This window comes from Paenibacillus sp. FSL H3-0457 (assembly GCF_037981725.1).
In the GTDB taxonomy this organism is placed as follows: domain Bacteria; phylum Bacillota; class Bacilli; order Paenibacillales; family Paenibacillaceae; genus Paenibacillus; species Paenibacillus amylolyticus.
The window spans coordinates 3,975,540-3,994,907 of record NZ_CP150283.1 but is presented as its reverse complement, the minus strand read 5'-3'; the positions used below and the strand labels follow the sequence as shown (position 1 = coordinate 3,994,907).

Annotated in this window: 15 protein-coding genes; 12 read left to right on the top strand and 3 right to left on the bottom strand. The window is 44.7% G+C overall.

The window, feature by feature from the left end; all coding sequences use genetic code 11:
- Positions 1-35: 35 nt before the first annotated feature.
- From thyA to MHH25_RS17625, 5 genes are all read left to right on the top strand, one after another.
- Positions 36-830, top strand: coding sequence for a thymidylate synthase (gene thyA / locus MHH25_RS17645; protein WP_036613661.1), 795 nt, complete (start codon positions 36-38; stop codon positions 828-830).
- Positions 831-880: 50 nt separating this feature from the next.
- Positions 881-1,369 (top strand): dihydrofolate reductase, encoded by a 489-nt coding sequence (locus MHH25_RS17640; RefSeq protein WP_036613663.1) that lies wholly within the window; start codon positions 881-883, stop codon positions 1,367-1,369.
- A 616-nt stretch (positions 1,370-1,985) separates the two neighbouring features.
- Positions 1,986-3,473 carry a glutamate synthase subunit beta gene (locus MHH25_RS17635; protein WP_036673826.1) on the top strand — a complete coding sequence of 496 codons (1,488 nt, stop codon included), beginning with the start codon at positions 1,986-1,988 and terminating at the stop codon, positions 3,471-3,473.
- A 231-nt stretch (positions 3,474-3,704) separates the two neighbouring features.
- A complete protein-coding gene (locus MHH25_RS17630; protein WP_036613667.1) occupies positions 3,705-4,196 on the top strand; it encodes a Fur family transcriptional regulator in 492 nt (163 codons plus the stop codon).
- Between the two features lie 125 nt (positions 4,197-4,321).
- A complete protein-coding gene (locus tag MHH25_RS17625; RefSeq protein ID WP_340017675.1) occupies positions 4,322-6,661 on the top strand; it encodes a DNA topoisomerase 3 in 2,340 nt (779 codons plus the stop codon).
- Between the two features lie 35 nt (positions 6,662-6,696).
- Here MHH25_RS17625 and MHH25_RS17620 read toward each other — a convergent pair whose 3' ends face one another.
- On the bottom strand, positions 6,697-7,461 hold the full coding sequence (locus tag MHH25_RS17620; RefSeq protein WP_036613669.1) for an HAD family hydrolase: 765 nt from the start codon (positions 7,459-7,461) through the stop codon (positions 6,697-6,699).
- A gap of 49 nt (positions 7,462-7,510) precedes the next feature.
- A complete protein-coding gene (locus tag MHH25_RS17615) occupies positions 7,511-8,431 on the bottom strand; it encodes a helix-turn-helix domain-containing protein (RefSeq protein WP_340017674.1) in 921 nt (306 codons plus the stop codon).
- A gap of 380 nt (positions 8,432-8,811) precedes the next feature.
- Here MHH25_RS17615 and MHH25_RS17610 point away from each other — a divergent pair, with 380 nt between their 5' ends.
- The 5 genes from MHH25_RS17610 to MHH25_RS17590 all read left to right on the top strand — a co-directional run bounded on the left by MHH25_RS17610 (position 8,812) and on the right by MHH25_RS17590 (position 14,349).
- On the top strand, positions 8,812-10,002 hold the full coding sequence (locus tag MHH25_RS17610) for an MFS transporter (RefSeq protein WP_340017673.1): 1,191 nt from the start codon (positions 8,812-8,814) through the stop codon (positions 10,000-10,002).
- Between the two features lie 83 nt (positions 10,003-10,085).
- A complete protein-coding gene (locus MHH25_RS17605) occupies positions 10,086-10,811 on the top strand; it encodes an ATP-binding cassette domain-containing protein (RefSeq protein ID WP_036613671.1) in 726 nt (241 codons plus the stop codon).
- 22 nt (positions 10,812-10,833) lie between these two features.
- Positions 10,834-12,153 carry a hypothetical protein gene (locus tag MHH25_RS17600; protein ID WP_143781232.1) on the top strand — a complete coding sequence of 440 codons (1,320 nt, stop codon included), beginning with the start codon at positions 10,834-10,836 and terminating at the stop codon, positions 12,151-12,153.
- Complete coding sequence (locus MHH25_RS17595) at positions 12,146-12,844, top strand: response regulator transcription factor (RefSeq protein WP_017688086.1); 699 nt, start codon at positions 12,146-12,148, stop codon at positions 12,842-12,844. Before MHH25_RS17600 ends, MHH25_RS17595 begins: the two co-directional genes overlap by 8 nt.
- Positions 12,841-14,349 (top strand): HAMP domain-containing sensor histidine kinase, encoded by a 1,509-nt coding sequence (locus MHH25_RS17590; RefSeq protein ID WP_036673821.1) that lies wholly within the window; start codon positions 12,841-12,843, stop codon positions 14,347-14,349. The genes MHH25_RS17595 and MHH25_RS17590 overlap by 4 nt, the downstream gene beginning before the upstream one ends.
- A gap of 130 nt (positions 14,350-14,479) precedes the next feature.
- Here MHH25_RS17590 and MHH25_RS17585 read toward each other — a convergent pair whose 3' ends face one another.
- On the bottom strand, positions 14,480-15,706 hold the full coding sequence (locus MHH25_RS17585; RefSeq protein ID WP_340017672.1) for a glucose-1-phosphate adenylyltransferase: 1,227 nt from the start codon (positions 15,704-15,706) through the stop codon (positions 14,480-14,482).
- 193 nt (positions 15,707-15,899) lie between these two features.
- Between MHH25_RS17585 and glgB the strand changes: the two genes are divergently transcribed.
- Both glgB and glgA read left to right on the top strand, forming a co-directional pair.
- Positions 15,900-17,906, top strand: coding sequence for a 1,4-alpha-glucan branching protein GlgB (glgB, locus tag MHH25_RS17580; protein WP_340017671.1), 2,007 nt, complete (start codon positions 15,900-15,902; stop codon positions 17,904-17,906).
- The gene (glgA, locus tag MHH25_RS17575) at positions 17,903-19,345 is read left to right on the top strand and encodes a glycogen synthase GlgA (protein ID WP_340017670.1); all 1,443 of its coding nucleotides are present in this window, start codon (positions 17,903-17,905) and stop codon (positions 19,343-19,345) included. The genes glgB and glgA overlap by 4 nt, the downstream gene beginning before the upstream one ends.
- The last annotated feature ends 23 nt before the right edge of the window (positions 19,346-19,368 follow it).

The following is a 19,368-nucleotide window of genomic DNA, read 5'->3' as shown; positions in this document are numbered from 1 at the left end:
TAGGTAACAAATAAGAAGTGCGAGGGGATAACAACATGAAAAACTATCTCGATTTATTGCAGGATATTCTGAACAACGGCGTGCATAAAGGAGACCGTACAGGAACAGGAACACAATCTGTATTTGGCAGACAACTCCGTTATGATCTCTCCGAAGGATTTCCGCTGGTAACAACCAAACGAATTCATCTCAAATCGGTTATTCATGAACTGTTATGGTTTTTGAGTGGCGATACCAATATATCTTATTTGAAAGAAAACGGTGTGAAGATCTGGGACGACTGGGCGGACGAAAATGGGGATCTCGGTCCGGTATACGGCTCGCAGTGGCGTACATGGGAAGCACCAAACGGAGAAAAAATTGATCAGATCGCCGCAGTCATTGATTCGATCAAAAATAATCCGGATTCACGGCGTCACCTTGTCAGCGCATGGAATGTGGCTGAGATCAATAATATGAAGCTTCCACCTTGTCATTTTGCGTTTCAGTTTTACGTTGCAGAGGGTAAATTATCTTGTATGCTTACGATGCGTTCCGTAGATACGTTCCTCGGATTGCCGTTTAACATCGCGAGTTATGCGCTCTTGACTCATATGATCGCCCAGCAATGTGATCTTGAGGTAGGTGATTTCATCTGGTCTGGAGGGGATGTTCATATCTACTCTAACCATGTTGACCAGGTCAAAACGCAGTTGGAGCGTGAACCTTATGCTTTACCTAAGCTGGTAATCAAGCGTAAGCCGGATTCTATTTTTGATTATAAGTTTGAAGATTTTGAGTTTGAGAACTATCAGCATCATCCGGGCATTAAAGCTCCAATTGCAGTCTAATTATGTGTTCAATCTCGACAAGAAACTTGGATTGAAGGAGTGTATTACCCTTGAGTATTGAATTGGTATGGGCAATGGGGGAGAACGGTGTGATTGGATTAAATAATTCGATTCCATGGCGATTACCCAAGGATATGGCCTTTTTCAAACAACGTACGCTGAACAAAACAATTATCATGGGACGTAATACGTGGGAATCTTTTGGTGGTAAGCCGCTTCCTCAGCGTCGTAATATCGTAGTGACAAGAGATCTGAACTACAAGGTGGAACAGGCTGAAATCGTACATACGATTGAAGAGGGGCTGAGTGTAACCAAAGGTGAGGAACTGTGCGTAATTGGGGGTTCCCAAGTGTATCGTGAGTTCCTGCCACTTGCAGATCGTCTTGTGGTGACCAAAATTCATGAGAATTTTGAGGGAGATACGTTTTTCCCTGAAGTGGATTGGTCCGAATGGGAACTGATTGAACAGATTGAAGGCGAACAGGATGAAAAAAATGTTCATGCGTATACATTTGAATTTTACGAACGTAAACGGTAAATGTGGCATAAGAAATTCCTGACTTCGGTCGTATTTGTATGATGAGAGGCGCTGATTGCGAAATATTCGTGAACAGCGTCTTTTCTTTATAAAAAAAATGAGTCACTTGTTTAAACTGGAATACACATAACATTAATATAACATAAGTAATTGGTATTTATGTATATTATACATACGGCCAAGCATTAAACAGTAAAAAAGTGTAAAAGTTTTGAGGTTTTAACGTTGTGAAGCCCTAAAACAGGTCTAATAGTCGAAATTGAGAACGATTTATAGCAAAATATGTTGAATTTGATGACAAATTATCTGACATTCACTTAACGTTTCGACCTTTTATTTCTTTAACACACACCAGATTTCGCAGTTCAAAACCACATTTAACACCAAAATAAGGGTATTGACCATGGGTAGACTTGAAAGATATGATGTATAAAATACAAATAATTATGCGGATAATCCATTTAATATTCAGCACAGTAAATGCTACTATAATTGAAATATCTTCGAGAAGATTTTGTGATACAATAGACAAAAACTCAAGTAATGAGTAATCCATTTCATATAGAACCATGCACATGAAGGGATTAAGACAAGAACGGATGGGGGAAAACGTAAGATGTCTACACCTACTGGATTTATGGAATACAAACGTCAACTGCCAACAGATCGTGAGCCAGCGGAGCGGATTAAGGATTGGGAAGAGTTTCATAAACACATGGCTGAAGAAGAGCTCAGAACACAAGGTGCACGATGCATGGATTGTGGTACCCCGTATTGCCATACAGGTATAGATATGATTGGCGGCACGTCAGGTTGCCCCGTGCATAACCTGATTCCAGAATGGAATAATCTTGTATATCGCGGACTGTGGAGAGAAGCACTTGAGCGCCTTCACAAAACGAATAATTTCCCAGAGTTTACAGGTCGCGTCTGTCCAGCTCCTTGTGAAGGATCATGTACAGTTGGCTTAATCGGTCAGCCTGTAACCATCAAAACGATTGAAGAAGCAATTATTGAAAAAGGTTTCGAAGAAGGATGGGTCGTTCCCCAACCTCCTGAAAAACGTACGGGTAAACGTGTAGCTGTGGTAGGCTCAGGTCCAGCGGGATTAGCTACTGCGGCTCAGTTGAATAAAGCAGGACACTCGGTAACCGTATATGAGCGTTCGGACCGTGTCGGCGGATTGCTGATGTACGGTATCCCAACGATGAAATTGGATAAAAACGTAGTTCAACGTCGTGTTGATCTGCTCGAAGCAGAAGGCATTCAATTCATTACGAACACCGAGATTGGTAAAGATATTGCAGCACAACAACTGGTGGATGAATATGACGCTGTTGTATTGTGCGGTGGTGCAACGAAGCCGCGTGAATTCAATATTGAAGGCAGCGACTTGAAAGGCGTTCATTACGCAATGGATTTCCTGAATGGCAGTATTAAGAGTTATCTGGACTCCAATCTGGAAGATGGTCAATATCTGTCCGCTAAAGATAAAGATATTATCGTCATTGGTGGCGGTGATACAGGATCTGACTGTGTGGCTACATCGCTGCGCCATGGTTGTCGTACGATCACTCAATTCGGTACGCATACACAAGCGCCTATGGAGCGTGATCGCATTAATAATCCTTGGCCACAATTCCCGAACGTATACACACTTGATTATGCGCAAGAGGAAGCCAAAGCGTTGTTTGGTCAAGATCCGCGTGAGTTCTCCATCATGACAACGAAATTTGTCGGAGACGATGAGGGGAACCTCAAAGAATTGCATACAGTACAGATCGAGCGTATTGTGGATGAGACTGGTCGCAAGATTTATCAGCCGATTCCAGGTACAGAGCGTGTATTCCCGGCTCAGATGGCCATGATTGCCATTGGTTTTGATGGACCGGAACAAACGTTGGTAGAGCAACTGGGACTTGCAACAGATCGTCGCACAAACGTTAAGGCACGTTACGGCAAATACAACACCAATGTGGATAAAGTATTTGCAGCAGGTGACATGCGTCGTGGTCAAAGCTTGGTTGTATGGGCAATTAATGAAGGCCGTGAGGCTGCTCGTGAAGTGGACAAATACTTGATGGGTGCTTCGGTTCTGGTGTAAAAGTATAGAACAAGATATCAATGACAACCTTCGCGATCAGCGAGGGTTGTTTGCTGTTATTTTAACCAAATTGACTACATATTTCATGTAAGTGTGAGCAATATCATTGCTTTTTAAGTGATAAAGATTTATTATTATATTATAATTATTATAAATAAGGATTAACTGAAACCATGAATCCGTACGATAAAAGTAAATTTCAATGAATATAAATCGGAGGTGCGACCTGCTATGGCAAGTAACCGGGACAAGTCCATTTCAGAACAGATCTTTCACATTAAAAATCAATTGGTTGAAAAAGGATATAAGTTAACACAACAACGGGAAGTTACTGTACGTGTATTGCTTGAACATGAAAAGGATCATTTTAGCGCAGAGGAAGTATTTCTGCTGGTTAAGGAGCAGTTCCCTGAGATTGGATTGGCTACCGTATACCGCACTCTCGAACTGCTGAGTGACCTTCAGGTCGTTGAAAAGATCAACTTTGGTGACGGCGCTGCGCGCTTTGATCTGCGAAGTACAGACGGTTCCCATCACCACCATCATTTGATCTGTACAGAATGTGGTAAAGTGGAAGAGATTATGGAAGATGGTCTGCTTCGTTTGGAACAACAAATCGAGCGTCAGTATGGCTTTGCTGTTACGGATCATCGTCTGGATTTCCAGGGTGTATGCAAAGAGTGCAGACAAAAGCATGTATTAAAGGAACAGGCAGCAGGATAATTCATTTCGGGAAGGTGCTCCCGAATCCAAAATCTGATATAATGAGTTTCAGAAGCAAGGGGCTTCCGTCGGCGGAATGCCCCTTTTTGCCGTCATGCGGACGGTGAAGGAGGAGAGATGGACGGATGAAGACACTGGTTATAGCGGAAAAACCCGACATGGGTCGAACCATTGCCGCCGTCATAGAACCAAAGGCCAAGAACAATCGCACGTATCTGGAGGGTGAACATTACATCATCACTTGGGCGATAGGGCATTTGCTTGGACTGGCTGAACCGGATGCCTATGATACAAAGTACAAACGCTGGAATATAGCGGACCTCCCGATCATACCCGATCAGTTCAAGATTGTACCCAATCCGAGGACTAAAGATCAGCTTAAAATGATTGGAGAACTGGCAAAACGGGCTTCAGCGATCGTTAATGCTTGCGATGCAGGGAGAGAAGGTCAGTACATTTTCGCCCTCATACAACAGCAATTGAAGCTGCGTCAGCCTGTAAAGCGTTTATGGATATCGGATTTGACGGCAGAGAGCATTAGACGTGGTTTTGATGGTCTGAAGGATGCCTCTGAATTTGAAAATCTGACCCATGCTGCTCGCGCCAGAAGTGAAGCCGATTGGCTGATCGGGATGAATGCCTCACGGGCGTTTACAACCCGCCATAATGCATTGTTGTCTGTAGGCCGTGTGCAGACGCCGGTACTCGCGCTAATCTACGATCGTGAAATCGAGATTGAAGCGTTCCAGTCACAGACCTTTTATGAAGTAGCCGCCTGGTTTCGGCAGGAAGGTGTCGAGTACCGGGGACTGCGTCAGGGAGATAAGTTGACCGATGCGGAGGCAGCAGAGGCCATTGCAGCCAGTGTGAAGGGCAAGACAGGGCAGATTACTAAATACGAAGCGAAGCAGACGAAGGAGTATCCGTATCGTTTGTATGACCTGACCCTTTTACAGCGTGAAGCCAATGCCAAGTTTGGATATGGTGCCAAAAAAACACTGGATATCGCACAGGCCTTGTATGAAAAACACAAGGTGATTTCGTATCCGCGGACAAACTCCAACTATGTTACAGAACAGAATATTGAAGGTATGCACAAAACACTAAACCTGCTTAAAAATGGTACCTATAGTGAGCTTGCGCAGGGGGCCAAGCCGGAGCTTGTTCATAAGAATAATAAAGGGGTATGTAATCCGAGCAGGGTTGAGGATCACCATGCGATCCTACCTACTTTGAAGCGACCAGGTACCTTATCCAAGGATGAGCAGAACATCTATGATTTGATTGTCAGACGTTTCTTGTCTCATTTTTATCCTCCGGCAGAGTATAAGCAACATACCGTGCTCACCGAAGTGGAGAAACATCAGTTTAAGACATCTGTCAAAGAGCTGTTGTCCCTCGGATGGAAAGTGGTTCTCGGTTCTGGAGATCAGGAACAGGGCGGTGCAGGCAAGAAGAAGAGTAAGAAAAACGGCAATGAGGAAGAGGAAGCTGAAGAGTGGACGGACAAGGCTTTTGCTGTACAACCTGAATTGCCTGTTCAATGTACGAAGAGTGAGTTTAAGGAGAAGGCGACCCAGCCTCCCAAAAGTTATACCGAGGGAACATTGCTGAAAGCGATGGAGAGTGCAGGCAAGCAGATCGAGAATGAAGAGCTGCGAGATGCGATGAAAGATAGTGGTCTGGGTACTCCGGCTACACGTGCGGCTACAATTGAACGCCTCAAAAACGTAGGTTACATTACGCTGCAAGGGAAGAAAATGCAGTTAACGCTCAAAGGCAGAACAGCTATTGAGTTGATTCGTCGCGCGGGTGTAGATCTGTTAACTTCACCTGAGATGACCGGGCAATGGGAAAGAAGGTTATATCAGATTTCCAAAGGTGAGGCGGGTCAGGACAAGTTCATGGAGAACGTTAAGAAATTCACCTTGTCCATCATTGAGAAAGTGCGTGTACAAGCCCCAGCACCAGCAGATGCTTTTGGAGAAGATTCACGGGCAGGCAGGGGGAAAGGCAAGGGAGCCAGAACCCAGGCAGGCAATACAAGGACATCAGCCAAGACGGCTAGTGGCGGTTCAACTGTAAAAACGTCCCGTCAGACTTCGGCATCTTCATCGAGAGTTGGCAGTGGGAAAAGCACGACCACCAAGGCGCCGTCCTCAAGTGCGAGCTCATCTGGAGTGAGAGAGTTACTGGCACCTTGCCCTTCTCCTGGCTGCTCGGGTCAGATTATAGAGGGCAAGAAGGGTTATGGATGCTCACGTTTCAAGGAAGGCTGTTCATTTGTGGTCTGGAAAGAGTATGCAGGCAAAAAAATCACCAGTACGATGTTAAAATCGCTGATTGAGAAGGGCAGTACACAAGTGCTGTCTTTCAAACGAAAAGACGGGAGTACGGTGAAAGCGCGTATTATTTTGCAGGACGTAGTAACAGGCAAATTATCTGGCGAGAAGCAGGATGCTTGATCTTAGTTAACAGTTAACATACAGCAAAAGGACCCTTATCCAAGGGTCCTTTTCTGTTGCTGCTGTTGTATATTTTCGTGTATGACTTTTGGTACCTCTTCCAGTGCAGTGATGGTATACATCGACGTTTCCGGATTAGGCTGAAGTTCTACGATGTTGTATTGCCATTCATTCGGTTGTTTGATATATATGCTGTGAATTCCGGCTTTTACAGCAGGCATAATATCTGTGCGTAGTGAGTTGCCAATCATCCAGGTTGCACGACGATCAAACGGACCATTAGACAGAATGCCTTCCAGTGCCTCGACGTTTTTGTGTTGTCGGATATAGATCCGATCATCAAAATAAGCCGAGAGTTTCATCTGATCAATCTTGCGCTGCTGAATCACGGTTTCGCCGCCGGTATATAAGTAGAGGGAGTGTCCAGCACCTTTGAGGTTCTCAAGCGTTTCAACCATATGAGGGTAGGGTTCAACCTCCTGATCGTACACACTCATACCCAACTTGCTCAGATAAGATTCTTCTCTGGGAGAGGTTAATCTGGCGAACTTGCCGGAGAAATAACGATAGGTATCAATCAGGGATTGCGGGAAATGATGACTCGCAAAACCAAGCTTGTTCACTCCGGTTACATCGATCTCCAGCTGTTTTTCCCGAATCTCTTGTGTTGTCAGAGAATGTCCATCAAACCACTCTTGCATATTCTCAAAGAATTCTCCCAAAATCAGGTTGAAGTACTTGTTGCAATATACGAGTGTATCATCAAGGTCAAACAAAATATGTTGTTTCATTATTTTCATGATCTAACTCACTCCTTGTAGCCAGTAAATCCACAATGATTCAACTAAATTAAATGCGAATATAGGATTCCAGGAACATATTCAATTCAGATACGCCATCCGGCCGAATACTGTATTTCTCTTTACGGTTACTTCCGAGCAGATGGGTCCGTAGCAGACCTGCGATGCGTAGCGCCATTACCTGGTCTTTGACCGTGTCTTCGTCTTTACCCAATTCTTCACACATCTCAGCGAGGGATTTGGGTTCATCTGATACGTAACGAAGCAGGCGAAGTCTTTCGGGATCAGCCAGCGCATGGGTGAAACGTAAAAGGCATGTTGGCGGCTGGTCTTCGTTCTCTTCAGGTGCATCTACGGGATACTGCATGATCATCATACCCTCATAGAAGCAGTACATATTAATAGGACGATTGTGCACCGTTGGGAAGAGGATGACTTCGTTCAGTCCAGGCATCGGTTCAACAAGAACACCGGCTGTAGCATATTCAATAAGAAGTTCAGGTCCCATTTTATCAAGCAAAATGCGTTTTTCTTCGGCATCTTCTTCCAGCCACACACGCTGATCTTCGCTCATATTCTGACAGTAGTGTTCATCCCATAGTCGCAATAATGGGACATAGCTGTTCCGAATGCGCGTAGATTCTTCTATTGTAAGAGCCGGCAGAAGAGGAGACACACGTGCAAACAGGTCTTCCGCTGCCATTCCGGCAAGCATGTCCAGGAAATCACGATTCTCCGATGTATCATTTTGATAGGCTGCCCATGCAAACAAAACATCAAAATCATCAAAAGGCCAAGTGGCAGCAGGTGCGAGCGCAGCTCGTACATTGGAACTTAGTTTGCCTTCCACTTCCAGAATCCATTCAGGACCAATATCCAGATGCTGAATCCATTTTTTCGTGACATAAACTAGAAAGCTGTTAAGCATTTCATATATCGGTGAAACATCAATTTTCACATGATAAGCCATAATGTTGCAGAATCCTCCCGTCACATCTAAATGTACGCAGCGACTTAAGTACGATTAGTGCGTGTTCAAAAAGTCTGGTTTTCAGTACCAAGAAGATGGAAATGGAGTAGCGGAGCGTAGGAAAACTACGTGAGCAACGGACATTTCGGCTGAAATTCATCTTCGAAGCTGATGATGCCACTAGGCATGATTCGTAATCAAAAGTGAACTTTTTGAACAACCTCTATTATGGCTTGTTTTGCAGGGCGTTGTCCACTATAATGTTCAAGTCCGGGGCAAAGCCCTGATTCAAGAATAGCAGTTTAAAACCATATGTATACCATACAAAAGTCGTCAGCGATGGCGATTTTTCTTTGTGTGCTCGCAGGAGGAATGAATTCGTGTCATCGATTACTCGTCCCAAACTATCACACTCGACAGCCAACTATCTCATTTTGATTACGGTTATTGTGGTGGCGGGAATAAGTCAGGGGCTTTTGCTGCCTGTGCTTTCGATTTTTTTGGAGCAAAAAGGGGTTTCACCAGGTTTAAACGGATTAAACGCCGCCGCGTTGTACATTGGCTCTTTTGCCATGACTCTCGTTGCGGAACGGTTATTGGGAGCATTAGGGTTCAAAAAGCTGATTGTAGGTGGCCTGATATTAGTCATGGTCCCTTTAATACTATTTCCGTATTTACCAGATATTAAAATATGGTTCATATTGCGTCTGATCGTTGGAATAGGAGACAGCGCACTTCATTATGCGGCTCAACTATGGGTACTGCTTGTTACTGCACCTGAAAAACGTGGACGCTACATATCACTCTATGGCATGTCCTACGGTCTGGGATTCAGTATTGGTCCGCTGGGAATTAAGCTGCTTGGCTTCGGTGATGCTGTCCCTTTCTGGGTCTTGTTCATCTGTATTGCAGCAGTGCTTATACTGGTATTAATGAAGCTTCCAGATACGAAACCGGAAAAAGCAGAGCATGGCCAACTGCCGGAACGTCGCTTCCGTCGTAGTCTGACATGGGCCTGGTATGCACTTTTACCGGCACTCTTATACGGATATATGGAAGCGGGTATGAATAGTAACTTCCCCGTGTATGGGCTACGTATTGGATTCGATACCAATCAGATTTCGTCGTTGCTTCCTTTTATCGGGATTGGAGGTTTGTTCCTTCAATTACCTCTCGGAATGTTGAGTGACCGATATGGGCGTAAGAAGATATTGATGTTTGCGGGCATCAGCGGGGGAATCATCTTCATGCTGGTTCCAGTCGCAGGTACGCATTTCTGGTGGACGCTTGTATTGTTAACAATCGCAGGCGGCCTGGTCGGCTCCTTTTTCTCACTGGGCCTGGCCTATGCCGCAGACATTTTGCCTAAGGTTTTGCTGCCTGCAGCCAACGTTGTGGCATCCTTTCATTTCACGATTGGAAGTATTATTGGACCGAATCTGGGTGGTCAGATGATCAACTGGATTTCACCCGGAAGCATGTTCACCTTGCTCGGAATCCTGTACCTTCTTTTCGGCTTGGCAGGTATATTATTTCGTCGTAAACCTGAGTTCGAATCTGTGTTAAAATAGAAGCTGGTGTTCGCATGGAAATTGATGTCCATTTCCGAGTACACTAGTGGTAGGGAAAAACATGGACAAGAGGAGACATCGCGATGATCAGAGTAGAGAACTTGAGTAAATCCGTTGGCGTGGACCGCGTTCCCGTTCTGCGGGATATTCGATTTGATATGCAACAGGGTGAAATGATAGCTGTAGTTGGTTCAAGCGGTAGCGGAAAAAGCATGCTGCTCAAATGTCTGGCTATGATGGAGAAATGGGATTCAGGCCGATTTACGGTGGATGGCGCCGAGATTTTGAAAGAAGGCTGGTCCGGAAAACGGAAAATCAAACGGGAATGGGCATACTTGGAACAAAATCCAGAATTATTTCCTAGACGTACGGCTCTTAAAAATGTATTAATCGGACGATCGGGTCAGACTCCCGTATGGAGAATGGTAACCGGTATGGTACGTTCCGATGATTATATGGGTGCTATGGATTATCTCGAAGGATTGGGATTACTTGATAAAGCACATCAAATAGCAGAGAAGCTCAGTGGTGGTGAGAAGCAGCGTGTTGCTATTGCAAGAGCACTTGCTCATGGTGCCAAAGTCGTTTTGGCCGATGAACCAGTGATTGGTCTTGACCCTCACACAGCAGATTCGGTGCTGGAAACGCTGCGCAAATTATGTGAAGAAGAACGTGCAACAGTCATTGCAGTGCTGCCTATTGAGCTTGCTGAGAAACATGCCACACGGATCTGGGGATTGGCAGAAGGCAAGATTGCTTTTGATATTCGTGGACGAAGACTGACACAGCAAGAAAAAAACCAGATTTAAACTATTGAAAAGAGTGATGAGATTGTTTAATTCACGGTGGGGACGCTTTGTAGCAGCAGGAACTATGGCGATTATGCTTGGTTCTGTTCTAAGCGGATGCACAGTCATAAGTGACCCCAAGGGTTTGATGAGAAAACCAATGATGTCCACCGATAAGGAGAAACTGTACAACGTGGTTCAGGTTAAACTGCCGCCAGAGAGTACATTGATTCGTCCCAAGGATATGAATAATACCAGCATGATTCGGGTGGAAGACCTGAATGGGGATGGAACTCGGGAAGCGATTGTTTTTTATGAGACACCAAATGAGAATGTGCGAATCCATGGCATGATTTTGGAAGAGCAGGGAGGCACATGGGTTAAAAAACTTACATTTGATGTGCCGGGAAATGAGTTGCAATCCTTTAAAGTATTGGATATTACGAATGACGGAAATCCGGATATTATTCTTGGTGTAAGCCTGCAGGAGCAGAAAGCCCTGACTGCATATTCCTACAAGGGCGGGGCACTGGAGCAGGTCTTGGGTGGAGTTCCGTATAATCAATATATCATTGATGATGCGCAGGGGAACACGCTGGATTTGAGCGGAGATGGTAAAAGTGATTTTGTTATCATTTCGCTGAACAACAGCGGTTTTGCAACGATTGCGTTATACCAGTACGAAGATGGCAGCTTCAAGGAAGTTGATCGGGTGCAGACCGATTATACCGTTAAAGAAGTTTATAATGCTCTGGGCGGAGAGATTGCCAAAGGACAGATGGGCATTGTACTGGATGCCGAGCTGGATGATCGGAGTTCCTTCTCGCAAATTATGTATGTTAAAGATAACAAGTTAGTCAATGCTTTCAAATCACCGGATCAAACGTATAGAGATGACAAAATTTTAAGCGGTGATGTTGATAATGATGGTATTATTGAGTTTGGGCTCAAAGAGACTCCAAAAGGTTGGGAGCATTACGTATTTGACTCTCGGTTGTGGTTTTACACCTATTATCAGTGGGATGGCAAAGATAGCAAGAAATTTGTCTCATTCCAATTCCGAGATGATGCTGATTTATTCCATCTAAATCTCAAGCCAGAGTGGTACGGTAAGATCACTATTGACACCAAATCGGAGAAGGAAAAATATATTCGATTTAAAATGATTGATACGGACGAAACCGTAGCAGAGATCAAATATTTCACCCTTTCCAAGTGGGAACAGGAGAAGGGTAAAAGCTGGAAGGAAATTACGCGTACCAAAGATCGGGTTATTGCTTCACGGGTAGCACAATCAGAGGCGGGTAAAGATGCACTGAGCAATACTTCTCAGCTGAATAGAAAGGGAGAACTTAATGAGTAAAGTACTTATTCTTGAGGATGAAGAATCCATCCGCAGTTTTATAGTGATTAATTTAAAGAGAAACGGATTCGAAGTGCTTGAAGCGGGTGACGGTCATGAAGCGCTTCGCATACTGCAGACAGTACCGGATATTGATCTGGCTCTGCTGGATGTTATGGTACCAGGTATTGATGGATTTGAGGTGTGTCGACGCATCCGTGAAACCAATGAACGTCTGGGCATCATCTTTCTGACAGCGAAAGTGCAGGAACAGGATAAAGTGTACGCACTCTCCGTTGGTGCAGATGATCACGTCAGCAAGCCTTTCAGCCCAACAGAGTTGATTGCACGTATTCAGTCATTGTTACGCCGGGTGAACGTGCATCGGGAAACTGCGGCAAAGGTTACGTTCCAGTCCGGGCCATTTTCACTGGACCTGATCTCGAAGCAATTCAAGAAACAGAATGAAGCGATTGAATTGACTCCAACGGAGTTTTCCTTGATTCAGTTTTTCCTGGAAAAAGAAAATACACCGCTCAGCCGCGATGTATTGTTAGATCACGTATGGGGAAAAGAGTACATGGGTGATCCCAAAATTGTGGATGTCAACATTCGTCGTCTGCGTCAGAAAATTGAGAACAATCCTTCCGAGCCCGAATACCTGCAGACTGTATGGGGTCACGGGTACAAATGGAAGGGCCGGGAGCAATGATTAAAAAAGGCATTACTCGGCAGATCGTACTACATTATTTCTTTGTAGTTTTTCTCGCTCTGCTGTTGGTCGAATTCGTATTTATGTTGGCAGTTCAAAGGTATTATTATGAGAGTATCTACAATACGATTAGTACCCACATTTCTAATTCAAAGGACTTTTTCGAGCCGATCGCTCGTGAGAATACTACGGAGGATGGCAATAATCTGTCTAGACTCCTTGTGAACTTGGCATTGTCCAATACTGAATTGGAAATTTTGGATCTGAACGGGCGCGTATTGGCGAGTTCGACTGCTTTTGAATCTGACCGTGCTGTGCTGCAAACCAGTGATATTATGCAGGCTCTGAATGGGGATATGGGACGCTGGATTGGAAGACAACCAGGTACTGGAGAATCTGTCATGGCCGTTTCACACAAGTTTGATCTGGGCGGCGAAAATACTTATGTTATTCGATATCTGACATCACTTGAAGATGTGAATTCAAAGCTGTTGAATATGGGACTACTCGCCGCTGCCGTCGGGGTTGGCGTGCTTGCTATAGTGTTGATCATCAGTATTGGTATGGCAAATTCCATCGTACGTCCAATTAACAACATCACCGCAGTATCTGCCCAAATGGCTAGAGGACGGCTGGATGTCAGGGTTAAAGGGAATTATAAGCACGAACTGGGCGAATTGGCATCAACACTTAACTTCATGGCACATGAGATTGTGCGGAGTAATCAGATCAAGGATGATTTTATCTCCTCGATCTCACATGAATTAAGAACTCCTTTGACCAGTATCAAAGGCTGGAGCGAGACACTGGATTCAGGCGGTTATGATCCGGAAGAAACCCGTATCGGTATGGGTATTATCTCCAAGGAAACCGAACGACTGATTGGACTTGTTGAAGAGATGCTGGATTTCTCCAAATTGCAGCAGAATCAGATGAAGCTGGTCAAAGGAACCGTCAACATTCGTGAAATTGTACAGGAAACGATGTTGAATGTCTGGGCCAAAGCGGAACAAAAACAGGTCCATCTCAAGTTGGAAACGGACGAGACTCGTGCTTATAATGTCCATGGAGACGGTAACAGACTGAAACAAGTCTTCCTGAATGTTGTGGATAATGCGATCAAATTTTCACATGAGAATTCCTGGATCTTCTTGTCGGTCAAAGAGGAGAATGGTCAGATCATTGCAGCTGTTCAGGACACCGGTATCGGAATTAGTGAAGAACATTTAATTAAAGTACGGGACCGTTTCTTCCAAGTGAATCATCAAAATGGGGGAACGGGACTAGGTCTTGCGATTACGCAAGAATTGGTAGAACTGCATGAGGGAACGATCACGATGCAAAGTGAACTCGGATCGGGTACAACCGTTACGGTTACATTACCGGCTGTGGCTGAGGAGATGGGTCCAGAAGAGTCTGTAACCGCGTCTGGTGATGCTGAAGTCACAGATGAGCGAACAGCTAGTGATGCAAGCGATACAAAATCAGATCTAGAAAAGTCTTAAGGTTTTAAAAGATAAGCGATTTTTCTACCTGATGATCGAGCATGTACGCTTTATAATATCCATATCAACATCAACACCAAAAAAAGGCGAGCCATCTGAGGCTCGCCTTTTACATATTATGTTTACTTCATTATGAAGAAAGTTCGCCAGTGCGCAGGCGTCCACTTTTCTCATATACTTCTTTCAACATACGAACAGGTTGCGTACGGACAGCCGGTTTGGCAGAGACGATCTCGTTAGGTCCAACGACCACAATTTCATCTGCTGTACCTTTAACGATTGCACCGTCCTTGATTATTGCACCTTCACCGATGATGGCGCGTTCGATGTGAACCCCACGGCCTATGCGTGCGTTAGGCATAACAACACTGTCTTTAACCTCAGAGCCTTTACCCACTTCTGCACCGCAGAAGATAACGGAACGTTCTGAACGACCTTCGATTGCACAAGAGTCGTGAATCATGGAAGTAACATGTTCGATCTTTGTATGTCTTGCTTTGTAAGCACTTGGCTTGGAGCGCCAGTCGCGAGTAAACATCGGCCAGTTTTCTTTTTGCAGACTCCAGTCTTCCTCGTTGTGTAACAGATCCATATGTGCATCCCATAGGCTCTTAACCGTACCTACATCTTTCCAATAACCATTAAAGTTATAGACAAAGAGGGGATTATTTTCGTTCAACATTTGAGGAATCACATCTTTACCGAAGTCATGGCTGGATTCAGGATTAACGGCATCTTCCAACAGATGGCGTTTCAGATAATCCCATTTGAACATGTAAATGCCCATTGAAGCCAGATTACTTTTTGGTTCAGCCGGTTTCTCGGCAAACTCGGTTACACGCAAATCAGCATCGGCAGCCATGATCCCAAAGCGATGTGCTTCATCCCATGGAACTTCCATAACTGAAATCGTTGCTGCGGCATTATTGGCTTGATGAGCCTCCAACATATCGCGATAATTCATATGATAAATATGGTCACCCGACAAAATTAGAACATTTTCGGGGTTTTGTTGATCAATATAGTCGATATTTTTATAAATAGCATCCGCCGTTCCCAAGTATTCGTCATTTCCTGTATGATAAGATGGAAGCAAGGATATTCCTGCCTCACTTGAGTTGCCATGTCCCCATGGTTCTCCTCCACCGATGTGATCGTGTAAAGATTCCGCTTGGTACTGCGTCAATACTCCTACAGTATCGATCCCTGAGTTTACGCAGTTACTGAGAGGAAAATCGATGATCCGGTAGTGCCCGCCAAACGGTACAGCGGGTTTTGCGATACTCGAGGTTAAAGGGGCTAATCGCTTCCCTTCTCCTCCCGCCAACAGCATAGCGATGCAATCTTTATTAAACATAATCGTTTCCCTCCCAAAATATTGTGCATTGTAGTACATCATTAACGCAAAGTAGAGCAGATGAAACGATTGTTACTGTAAAAATTCAGAAAAAAGACAACATTTTCTAAACCACCGCATTTTTCTTTTCAACTTGGCTAGACTGGGGTAATGGTTACTGTTATATCTATTTTCTTGAGAAGAAGGTGATCTCTTGGCCATTCAACCGTTAGCACACCCGGACATATTGCCGGAGCATATTTATTTATTTCATGAAGGTAACCTTCATCACAGTTATCGAATGTTGGGCGCGCAGCCTGAGACTTGCGATGGCCTTCGGGGGTATCGCTTTACCGTATGGGCACCAAATGCCGTAGAAGTAGGACTGGCTCTGGACCGCAATGAATGGAAAGGCGAAAAGGAACCTTTATATAAGATACCCGAATCAGGATTTTGGAGTCGTTTTTTTCCGGAAATCAGCGAAGGAACTTTATACAAGTTCCGTATATTAACGGAAGATGGAACAGAATTGCTCAAAGCGGACCCATATGCGTTTCAAGCAGAGGTTCGACCTCAGACAGCCTCTGTCACCAGTTCAATCGAAGGGTACAAATGGAATGATGGAGCCTGGAGACGCAAACAACGTGCCATGTATAACAAACCTCTACATATTTACGAAATGCACATGGGAACCTGGAAGCGCAAAGAAGACGGAAGCCTCTATAGTTATCGCGAGATGGCTGATTTGCTTGTTCCTTACTTATTAGAAATGAAATATACACATGTTGAAATGATGCCCCTCAGTGAGCATCCATATGACCTTTCGTGGGGCTACCAAAACACAGGGTTTTATGCGCCAACCAGTCGTTATGGGCATCCAAAAGATCTGATGTATCTAGTGGATACACTACATCAGGCCGGGATTGGCGTATTGCTGGATTGGGTACCTGCACATTTTGCCAAAGACGCTCATGGGTTGCGTATGTTTGATGGTACGCCTTTGTATGAGTATGCAGATCCGATGTTAGCAGAGAAGCCGGGCTGGGGCACACTTAGCTTTGACTACTCGAAACCTGAGATTCGTTCATTTCTGATCTCCAATGCATTATATTGGATGGAGATGTATCATTTTGACGGACTCCGTGTTGATGCGGTTACGAGTATGCTACGGCTTGATTTTGAGAAGCAGCCAGGACAATATCGTACCAATGATGAAGGTGGTCTTGAGAACAAGGAAGCTGTAGCCTTTTTGCAGCAGCTGAATGAGACGGTGTTCAAGTATTTCCCTTATGCATTGATGATGGCTGAAGAATCCAGTGCATGGCCAATGGTGACTTTACCTGTAGATGAAGGTGGTCTGGGTTTCAACTACAAATGGAACATGGGCTGGATGAACGATACGCTTGATTACATGGAATCTGATTTTCATGAGCGTCCTTCCAAACATCATTTGCTGACTTTCCCGGTCGTATACTCCTTTGCTGAAAATTATGTGCTACCTCTGTCACATGACGAAGTTGTTCATGGCAAAAAGTCGCTCCTCGACAAGATGCCAGGAACCTATGAGCAGAAATTTGCCGGCATGCGTGCTTTTCTGGGCTATTTTATGACTTTCCCAGGGAAAAAGCTGTTGTTTATGGGTGGAGACTTTGGCCAGTTCATCGAATGGAAAGATGAGGATCAACTGGATTGGTTCTTGCTGGATTATGACAGTCACCGCAATTTGCATAAGTTTGAGCGTGAGCTGTCTAACCTGTACTTGAGCGAAAAAGCTTTGTGGGAGCTTGATCATTCCTTGGACGGTTATGAATGGATCACTCCGGATGATCAGGACCAGAGTGTCATTTCATACGTACGCAAAGGAAAAAAACCTGCGGATACACTCCTTGTGCTCATTAACTTTCAGCCGGTCAAGCGGGAGCGTTACCGGATTGGTGTCATGCGTCCCGGTATGTATACCGAAGTACTTAACAGTGACCATTCCGTTTACGGCGGTTCAGGCATTACTAATCATATGCAACTGCCTACCGAAAAGATTCCTTTTCATGGGCATCCGCATAGTCTCGAATTGGTATTGCCTCCGCTTAGCATCGTGATACTAAAAAAGAACACACGTCGGAAAACGGATGAATCACCTGCGAGTATAACTTCCGTCAGTTCAAAAACGAAGAATAACAATGAAAGCAACACGCTCAAACCGAAGAGGAGGACAAAGGCATGAATATTCTATTTGCTGCTGCTGAAGTACATCCATTTATCAAAACAGGAGGCCTTGCTGACGTAATCGGTGCTCTCCCGTTTGCTTTGAAGAAGAGCGGGGCAGATGTGCGGGTGATTATGCCTAAGTACAAGGGGATTCCCGATGAGTATAAAGACGCGTTACAGCCCGTAATTACAACGGATGTACCTCTTGGCTGGCGCAGACCCTATTGTGGAATAGAAATGCTGGTTCATGATGGGATTCCAGTCTATTTTGTGGATAATGAGTATTATTTTGGGCGTGATGGAGTGTACGGTTATATGGATGATGGCGAACGTTTCGCCTTCTTCAACCGTGCAGTGCTCGAAGTGTTGCCACAGATTGAGTTCAAGCCTGACGTGTTGCACAGTCATGACTGGCATGCAGGAATGATTCCTTTGGTGCTTGAAGCACACTACAGACACGATCCATTCTACAGTGATATTCGTACGGTATTCACCATACATAACTTGTTGTATCAAGGGGTATTCCCGCATGAGTTATTCAGTGATATTCTCGAGCTGGACGATCGATATTTCACCGTGGATGGAGCCGAATATTACGGTAACGTCAACTTCTTGAAAGCAGGAATTGTGTATGCTGACCATGTGACAACCGTAAGCCCAACATACGCACAGGAAGTGCAAACGTCTTATTATGGATATGGCCTGGACGGACTGCTCAGTTCACTTGGAGATCGTTTCAGCGGGATTGTAAACGGAATTGATACCAAGAGTTACAACCCGGCAACGGACACCAAAATTCCAGTGAAATACAGAACAAGTCTGTCCAAGAAAACGGAGAACAAAATTGAGCTGCAAAAGGAACTTGGACTTCCTGTTCGTCCTGATGTACCACTCATGGTGATGGTGACAAGGCTCGTGGACTCTAAGGGGCTTGATCTTGTGTGCCGTATCCTGGATGAATTGCTGTACTATGATGACATTCAATTCGCGGTACTGGGAACAGGAGAGCCTATGTATGAACACTGGTTCCGTGAAGCCGCTAATCGTTATCCGCTCAAAATGTCTGCCCAGATCACGTTTAACGATGGGTTATCCCGCCGTTTCTATGCAGGCAGTGATATCTTCCTGATGCCATCAAGGTTCGAACCATGTGGTATTAGTCAGCTACTGGCTCTGCGATATGGCAGTGTGCCTCTCGTAAGGGAAACAGGCGGTCTGAACGACACTGTGCAGGCATACAATGAGTTTACTGGAGAAGGGAATGGTTTCTCATTCACAAGCTTTAACGCTCATGACATGATGAGTACCATTCGGCGTGCTGAGGAGATCTACAAACAGCCAGAACACTGGAAGAAAATTGTGAAAAATGCAATGGGCGGAGAATACAGCTGGAACGTCTCAGCTGAAGAATATATGGACATTTATCGTCGGATCAAACTTGACCCTGTAAACTGATGCAATCCTGAATGAGTCACAGC